General features: G+C 67.1%; 6 protein-coding genes. 4 read left to right on the forward strand and 2 right to left on the reverse strand.

Annotated elements, in window-relative coordinates; translation table 11 throughout:
- On the reverse strand, nt 1-1124 hold a 1124-nt coding region (locus ACRDUX_RS22450; RefSeq protein ID WP_526416644.1), incomplete at its 3' end, for a class-III pyridoxal-phosphate-dependent aminotransferase.
- Between the two features lie 193 nt (nt 1125-1317).
- On the opposite strand from ACRDUX_RS22450, the gene ACRDUX_RS22455 reads away from it, so the two are divergent.
- The 4 genes from ACRDUX_RS22455 to ACRDUX_RS22470 all read left to right on the forward strand — a co-directional run bounded on the left by ACRDUX_RS22455 (nt 1318) and on the right by ACRDUX_RS22470 (nt 7232).
- Nucleotides 1318-2850, forward strand: coding sequence for an amino acid permease (locus tag ACRDUX_RS22455; RefSeq protein WP_526416646.1), 1533 nt, complete (start codon nt 1318-1320; stop codon nt 2848-2850).
- A gap of 101 nt (nt 2851-2951) precedes the next feature.
- Nucleotides 2952-5168 carry a propanediol/glycerol family dehydratase large subunit gene (locus tag ACRDUX_RS22460; RefSeq protein WP_526416651.1) on the forward strand — a complete coding sequence of 739 codons (2217 nt, stop codon included), beginning with the start codon at nt 2952-2954 and terminating at the stop codon, nt 5166-5168.
- A gap of 97 nt (nt 5169-5265) precedes the next feature.
- Nucleotides 5266-5535, forward strand: a complete 270-nt coding sequence (locus tag ACRDUX_RS22465) for a diol dehydratase small subunit (protein ID WP_526416653.1) — start codon at nt 5266-5268, stop codon at nt 5533-5535.
- Nucleotides 5532-7232 carry a diol dehydratase reactivase ATPase-like domain-containing protein gene (locus tag ACRDUX_RS22470; protein ID WP_526416648.1) on the forward strand — a complete coding sequence of 567 codons (1701 nt, stop codon included), beginning with the start codon at nt 5532-5534 and terminating at the stop codon, nt 7230-7232. Before ACRDUX_RS22465 ends, ACRDUX_RS22470 begins: the two co-directional genes overlap by 4 nt.
- Before the next feature lie 81 nt (nt 7233-7313).
- On the opposite strand, the gene ACRDUX_RS22475 is transcribed toward ACRDUX_RS22470, so the two are convergent.
- Nucleotides 7314-7773 (reverse strand): MMPL family transporter (locus tag ACRDUX_RS22475; RefSeq protein WP_526416649.1); only part of this gene is annotated, 460 nt, incomplete at its 5' end.

A 7773-nucleotide genomic window follows, 5' to 3' on the forward strand; every position in this document is an offset into this window, starting at 1 on the left:
TTCTCGTACAGCTCTCGCATCACGAACTTGGCGCCTTCGGGGTGGTCGAACTCGAGGCCGATCACCACGCCGTTCTGCCGGATGCCGACGAACCAGTCCGGGTAATCGGCCTGGATGCGGGCCAGTCCGTCGGCGAACACGGCGGCGACGTGGTGCACCGACGAGCGGATCTCGGGACGGCCGGTGATCTCCAAGGTCTTGATGGCGGCGACGCATCCGAGTTCGGCGCCACCGAACGTCGAGATGTGCGCGAACCCGTCCTGGTCAAGCCACTGTGCGGCCCGGTCGCTCAACATCGCCGCGGTGATCGGATACATCCCCCCGGAGAGGCCCTTGCCCGCGACCATGATGTCCGGCTCGATGCCGTGCTTGGTGATGCCCCACATCTCGCCGGTCCGCATGAGCCCCGTCTGCACCTCGTCGGCGATGTAGAGCGCGTCGTAGCGGACGGTCAGTTCCTTGACCGCCTCGAGGTAACCCGCTGGGGGAAGCGGGAATCCGTAGGTGGCGGGAATGGTCTCCATGATGACGGCGGCGACGTCCCCGCCCGAAAGCGCCTCGTCCATCGCGTCGACGTCGCCGAACGGCACCTGCACGAACTCATCGGGCCGGTCGGAGAGGAACAGCTTGGAGAAACGATCGTCACCGGTGGCGACCGCCAGTCCGGTGTGACCGTGATAGGCCTTGACGATCGAGACGATCTTGCGGCGCTGGGTGGCGTGCCTAGCGCTCTTGAGGGCGATGTCGATCGCCTCGCCGCCGCCGGATCCGAAGGCCACCTTCGTGATCGACGCGGGCGCCGAGTCGACCAGCCGTTGCGCCAGTGCGGTGCGAGCGACCGAGGGGAAGTGGTGGTTGCCGATGTCGAAGTACTGCATGCCGTCGATCAGCGCAGCCATGATCTCGGGATTGCGGTGGCCGAGGTTGTAGGTGCCACCGTTGAGGTGCATGTCGATGAGCCGGCGTCCGCTCATGTCCCAGAGGAAGTAACCCTCCCTACGGTCGATGACGAGGTCGACGCCCGCGTCGGTCCAGAACTGGGTCTTGTCCGGATTCCAGTACTTCTTCGCCTGCTCGAGGACCTGTGCCTTGGACTCGAACGAGAACGTGCCGTAGTCGTACAAGAGGCTCCCTGCCTGAGTCGTGGCGGTTCGATTCCGGCCCGCGAGCCTCCCACCGTAAAAGGGTGAACCAATTGTGTCAATGGTACTCAAAAGGTCTTGCCATCACGGGTCGACGGTGCCAATATTCGAAGCGGTCGAAGTGTGGTCCACGCCACAGCGATCTCCGCTCACTGTCAGGAAGGTTCGCCGGTAGATGACCGATCAAGCCGTATCGCCGCCAGAAAGCCCTAATCAGAACGTTCAGCGGCTCAAGCGCAACGCCGTCGGCACGATGAGCGTCATCTTCATGGCGGTCGCAACGGCCGCGCCGATTACCGCAATGGTCGGCAACGTGCCCATCGCAGTCGGGTTCGGAAATGGTTCGCACGCACCCGCGGGCTACATCGTGGCCACCGTCGTCCTCGGCCTGTTCGCCGTCGGCTACGCCACCATGGCCAAGCACATCACCGCCACGGGAGCGTTCTACGGCTACATCTCCCACGGCCTAGGCCGGATCGTCGGCATGGCCAGCGGTCTGCTGATCACGATGGCCTACGTCGTGTTCGAAGCCTCACTGATCGGCATCTTCTCGTTCTTCTTCCAGAATCTGCTGAAGTCTCAGTTCGACGTCACCATCCACTGGATCGTGCCCGCACTGCTCATGCTGGTGCTCAACTGTCTGCTGACGTTCTTCGACGTCAACCTCGCGGCCAAGGTGCTCGGGGTCTTCCTGGTCACCGAGATCGTCATGCTGTCCCTCGGCGCACTGGGTGTGCTGTTCCACGGCGGCGGACCGGAGGGCTTCGCCGTCGGCGCGACCCTCAACCCGATCGGGGCGTTCCAGCCGGCCGCCATCGCCGGTGCCAGCGCGGGCCTTGGCCTGTTCTTCGCGTTCTGGTCGTGGGTCGGGTTCGAGTCCACCGCGATGTACGGCGAGGAGTCGCGCGAGCCCAAGAAGATCATCCCGCGGGCCACGATGATCAGCGTGCTCGGAGTCGGCGTCTTCTACGTGTTCATCTCCTGGATGGCGATCGCCGGAACGGGTCCCCAGCACGCCGTCGACCTGGCGCAGGATCCCAACACCGCCTCGGAGATCTTCTTTGGCACCGTGCGCAACAACTACGGTGAGTGGGCGATCACGCTCTTCAACGTCCTGCTCGTCACGGGATCCTTCGCCTGTGGGATGGCATTCCACAACTGCGCCTCGCGCTACCTCTACGCGCTCGGCCGAGAAGGACTCTCCCGCGGCCTCCAGAAGACCATCGGCGCAACGCATCCCACGCACGGCTCGCCTCACATCGCTTCGTTCGTCCAGAGCGGGATCACCCTGGTGATCATCCTGTCGTTTCTGGCGGCGGGCATGGACCCCTACGTGCACATGTACACGCTGCTGGCCATCCTGGGCACCATGGCGATCCTGATCGTGCAGGCGCTGTGCGCCTTTTCGGTGATCAGCTACTTCCACTTCCACAAGAATCACCCGGTCAGCGCGCACTGGTTCAAGACGTTCCTCGCGCCGCTGCTTGGCGGCGTCGGAATGCTCTACGTGGTCTACCTGCTCTGGGTGCACAAGGATGCAGCCGCAGGCACCGCGTCCGGCACGCTGCTATTCAAGCTCACCCCGTGGATCGTGGTCGGATTGTTCGTGTTCGGCGCGGCGATGGCAACGTACTTCAAGTACAGGGACACTCGCCGCTACGACATGATCGGACGAATCGTGTACGAGGACAACGTCGTACGAGACTAAGGCAGCCGCTGTACCGGCTTCGGTGAGAGGATGAGGGTTCAAGCACCAGGAGGAAACGGCCGATGGATGACCTGCATGACGGGGATCTCGACCAGGGGCGGATGCGGATCCTCGACGCCAAACCGGTGAACCTCGACGGCTTCAGCGTCACCAATCCAGACCTGGGACTGGTCGCGATGCGCAGCCCGTTCGACCCGGAGCCGTCGCTGGTGATCGAGGACGGGGTCGTCGTCGAGCTCGACGGGAAGACCACAGCGGACTTCGACGTGATCGACGAGTTCATCGCCCGCTACGGGCTGGATCTCGACGTCGCCGAGGAGGCCATGGCGCTCGACGACCGGGTTCTGGCGCGCATGGCATGCGACTTCAACGTCCCGCGGGCGGAGGTGGTGCGCCTGATCGGTGGCGTCACGCCTGCCAAACTGGCCCGCGTCGTCGCGCTGCTGTCGCCCGTCGAGATGCAGATGGCGATGACCAGGTTGCGCGCCAGGCGGACACCGAGCAACCAGGCGCACGTGACCAATCAGCTCGACGATCCGCTGCTGATCGCAGCCGATGCGGCCAGTGCCGTCGCACAGGGATTCCGCGAGGTCGAGACCACCGTGCCGGTACTCGGCGACGCCCCGTCCAACGCGGTCGCCCTGCTGATCGGCAGCCAAGTCGGCGTCCCCGGTGCGATGGCCCAGTGCTCCATCGAGGAGGCACTCGAGCTGCGGCTCGGACTGCGCGGCCTGACCAGCTACGCCGAGACCATCTCCATCTACGGCACCGAGCAGGTGTTCGTCGACGGTGACGACACCCCGTTCTCGAAGGCGATCCTCACCTCCGCCTACGCCTCCCGGGGCCTGAAGATGCGGGTCACCAGCGGCGGCGGCGCCGAGGTGCTGATGGGAGCGGCCGAGAAGTGCTCGATCCTCTCCCTGGAGTCGCGTTGCGTTTCGCTCGCCCGCGCCCTCGGGTCGCAAGGCGTGCAGAACGGTGGCATCGACGGCGTCGGGGTGGTGGCGTCGGTCCCGGAGGGGATGAAGGAGCTGCTCGCCGAGAACCTGATGGTCATGATGCGCGATCTGGAGTCCTGCGCGGGCAACGATAACCTGATCTCCGAATCCGACATCCGCCGCAGCGCTCATACGCTGCCGGTCCTGCTTGCGGGGGCCGACTTCATCTTCTCCGGGTTTGGCTCGATTCCGCGCTATGACAATGCCTTCGCGCTGTCGAACTTCAACTCCGACGACATGGACGACTTCCTGGTCCTGCAACGGGACTGGGGGGTCGACGGCGGGTTGCGCACGGTCCCGGTCGAGCACCTGGCCAGGGTGCGCCGCCGTGCCGCCACGGCCGTGCAGGCGGTGTACCGCGATCTCGGTCTCGCGGACTTCGACGACGACCGCGTCGATGCGGTAGTGGTGGCCAACGGATCGCGCGACCTGTCACCCGGCGATCCGAAGGCCGTTGCGGAGGCGGCCACCTCCATCGAGGCCAAGCAGCTGACCGTATTCGACGTCATCGCCTCGCTGAAGCGAACCGGCTTCGACGCCGAAGCCGACGCCATCATGCAACTGACCAGGGAGCGTCTGCGCGGCGACCAACTGCAGACGTCGGCGATCTTCGACGAGAACTTCCGCGTGCTGTCGGCGATCACCGACCCCAACGACTACGCCGGTCCGGGCAGTGGCTACGCGCTCACCGCCGAACGGCGTGCCGAGATCGACGGCATCCGCCAGGAGCGGACGGCCGCGGAATTGACCGCCGATCAGGCCGAGCATCGCGACGAGGTCGGATTCACCGACGTCGAAATCGCCCGTCAGGGAGGCGATCCCCGCGAGGTGTGCATCGGCCTCTCGCCTGCCCTCGGCCGGACGGTCTGGCTGTCACTGTGCGGCCTCACGGTCGGCGAGGTGCTGCGGCAGATCTCGGCAGGCCTCGAGGAAGAGGGCTGCGTGCCGCGACTGGTGCGGATCCGCTCGACCATCGACGTCGGGCTGATCGGCCTGACTGCAGCGCGGCTGTCCGGGTCGGGAGTCGGAATAGGGTTGCAGGGCAAGGGGACCGCGCTGATCCACCGCCGGGATCTGGCGCCGCTGGCGAATCTCGAACTGTTCAGCGTCGCCCCCCTGCTGACCGCGCGGATGTACCGCGAGCTCGGCAAGAACGCGGCAAGGCATGCCAAGGGGATGGCCCCGGTGCCGATCTTCACCGGCGGCACCGACGAGTCGATCTCCGCCCGCTACCACGCCCGCGCCGTGGCACTCGTCGCACTCGAGCGGGAGGCCTGCGAACCGGGTCAGCCGCCGACGACGGTGGAGGTGCAGCGATGAGCGCTCGCGCGAAGAGCAGAGGGCAGCGGTGACGAGCGAACAGAGGTTCACCGTCCAAGCCGCCGTCGACGGCAACCTCAGCCTGTCGGATCTCCGGATGGAACCGGCGACGCTGGCCCACCAGGCCGTCGTCGCGGAGGAGGGCGGCAATCCACAGCTGGCCGAGAACTTCCTCCGCGCAGCGGAACTCGCGACCATCGACGATGAAGACGTGATGAACCTCTACGAGGCGCTGCGACCACATCGTTCCACCGCCGACGAGCTCGATGCCCTGCGCGTTTCGCTGGAGACCCGCGGCGCGTCCCGTTGCGCGGAGCTGGTGCGACAGGCCGCCGTGGTCTACGCCAGGCGAGGTCTGTTGCGGTGACCCTCGTTGCAGGCATCGACGTGGGCAACAACACCACCGAGATCGTCCTGGCCCGAGTCATTTCCGGCACCGTCGAACAGATCGCCCACCGGCAGGGGCCCACACGGGGGCGCAAGGGTTCCCGCGAATCGCTACAGGGCGCGGCTGCGTTGCTGCACCAGCTGGAGGTCGACGCAGGCGTGGCGGCCGAGGAACTGCTGCTCGCCGCGCTTCGCCCGGTGGACACCGCAACGGCGCCCATCCCGCCGCCGACCTCGCCATGGTCGCCGGTGAAGAGTCTGCGCAGGGTCGACGCCAGCACGCCGGGGGGAACGGGGCTCGGGGTGGGACGGCACGTTCCGCTCGACAGTCTGGCCGGGGACGTAACAGCGGGCCCGACAATAATTTCCGTCGACGGGTCCACTGACTTCGAAGTGGCGGCGCGCGGGATCTCGGCGGCGGTAGCCAGGGGCTGGGACGTCGTCGGGGTGATCGCCGCCCAGGACGACGCCGTGCTGATCCGCAACCGGATCGCCATCGACGTTCCGGTCGTCGACGAGGTCGACGTCGATGGCGTCGAACCTGGCGCGCTGGTCGCGGTGGAGGTCGTCGCCGAAGGCCGCGCCTACCGAGCGATGGCCGACCCGATCGCGCTCTGCGTCGCACTCGAGCTCGGCTACGAACGGATCCAGCACGTCGCCGAGTTCACCCGCGAGCTCGCGGACTCCCCGGCGATCGCCGTGACCCGCCGCACCGGGCCACCCGATCCTCCGACGGTCGACGACGACTATGTCGACTGCACGGTCGACGGTGCGACGGTGCGGTACACACCCGCCCAGGCGCACAGCGTTCTGCGGCTCGCGCCACCGGGTAACGTCGTCGAGGTCCGCCTGCACTCGATTCCCAGCGCGCAGAACGGCATTGCGGTCGACGACGCCTTCTTCACCGACCTGTCGTCGATCGACAACGGGGCGTGGCTGCGCCGCGGCGTCGCCGACACCCGCGGCACCGTGGTCGCGCTGCTGGCCGCCGACCTCGTCGCCGATGCCGCAGAGACGCTGCAGGACCTCACCGGACGCCCGACCCGCACCATCGCAGGAGAGCCGGAGGCCGCTGCCGTCGGGGCACGGACGACGCCGGGCCTGCCGCCGGGCACCGTGGTGTGCGACATTGGCGGCGGCACCATCGACCTGATCGGCGTGGACCGTGCCGTGACCGCGGCGGGCGCGGGGGAGGCGATCACCACGGCCGTCGCACGGGTGCTGAACATTCCGCGTGCTCTTGCCGAGCGGGTCAAGCGCAGCCCCGCGTTGCGGGTCGAGGGTCCGCACGTCGCGCACGAGGAGGACGGGCGTCGGCTGTTCCTGGACAGTCCCGCCCCCGCCGACGCGATCGGCAGGCTCTGCACCCGCGGAAGTGCCGGGCTGGTCCCGTTTTCGGTCAAGCTCGCGGCCGAGGAGTGGCGCAGTCTGCGCCTGGCGATCAAGCAGGAAACGGTGGCGGCGAACATCGTTCGTGGCCTACGTGCGTTCGACGAACCGCCGCCTGCGCTGGTCCTGGCCGGCGGCGGCGCACTCGACGACGAACTGCTGCGCACCGTCGGAGAATCACTGCGCTCGACGCACGTCGTCGTGGGGCGCGCCAGCATCGACGGACGGCACGGCCCGCGGTTCGCCGTCGCGTCTGGGCTGATCCACCTCTACGCGGGGTCGGGCTGAACTAGTTCGCCGAGTGCACGCTTGTTAACGCCCCTACTCGGGCGATGTGTACAACAACCGTGCACTCGGCGGTGGGATTGCCTACGCGGGGTCCTCCGGTGGGGTGGAACGTATCGGACGGGTGTCCGGGTCGCGCCCGAGCAGATCGCGGACCGCGCGGCGTGGTCCGTAGGGGCGCAGCATCTGGCTGGCAGGCCGCGTGCGCACGATCTGCGGCCACCAGAACCAGCGGCCAAGCAGGGTCGCGATCGACGGCGTCATGAACGACCGCACGATCAGCGTGTCGAACATCAGGCCAAGGCCGATCGTGGTGCCGATCTGGCCGAGCACGATCAGATCGCTGACGATGAACGACGACATCGTGAAGGCGAACACCAGACCGGCGGCGGTGACGACCCCACCGGTGCCCGCCATCGCACGGATGGTGCCGGTCTTGAGTCCCGCCTTGACCTCTTCCTGGAACCGGGATATCAGCAGCAGGTTGTAGTCGGCCCCCACCGCCAGCAGCAGGATGATGCCGAGGGGGACCACGATCCAGTAG

Source organism: Mycobacterium sp. (assembly GCF_050701675.1).
Classification (GTDB): domain Bacteria; phylum Actinomycetota; class Actinomycetes; order Mycobacteriales; family Mycobacteriaceae; genus Mycobacterium.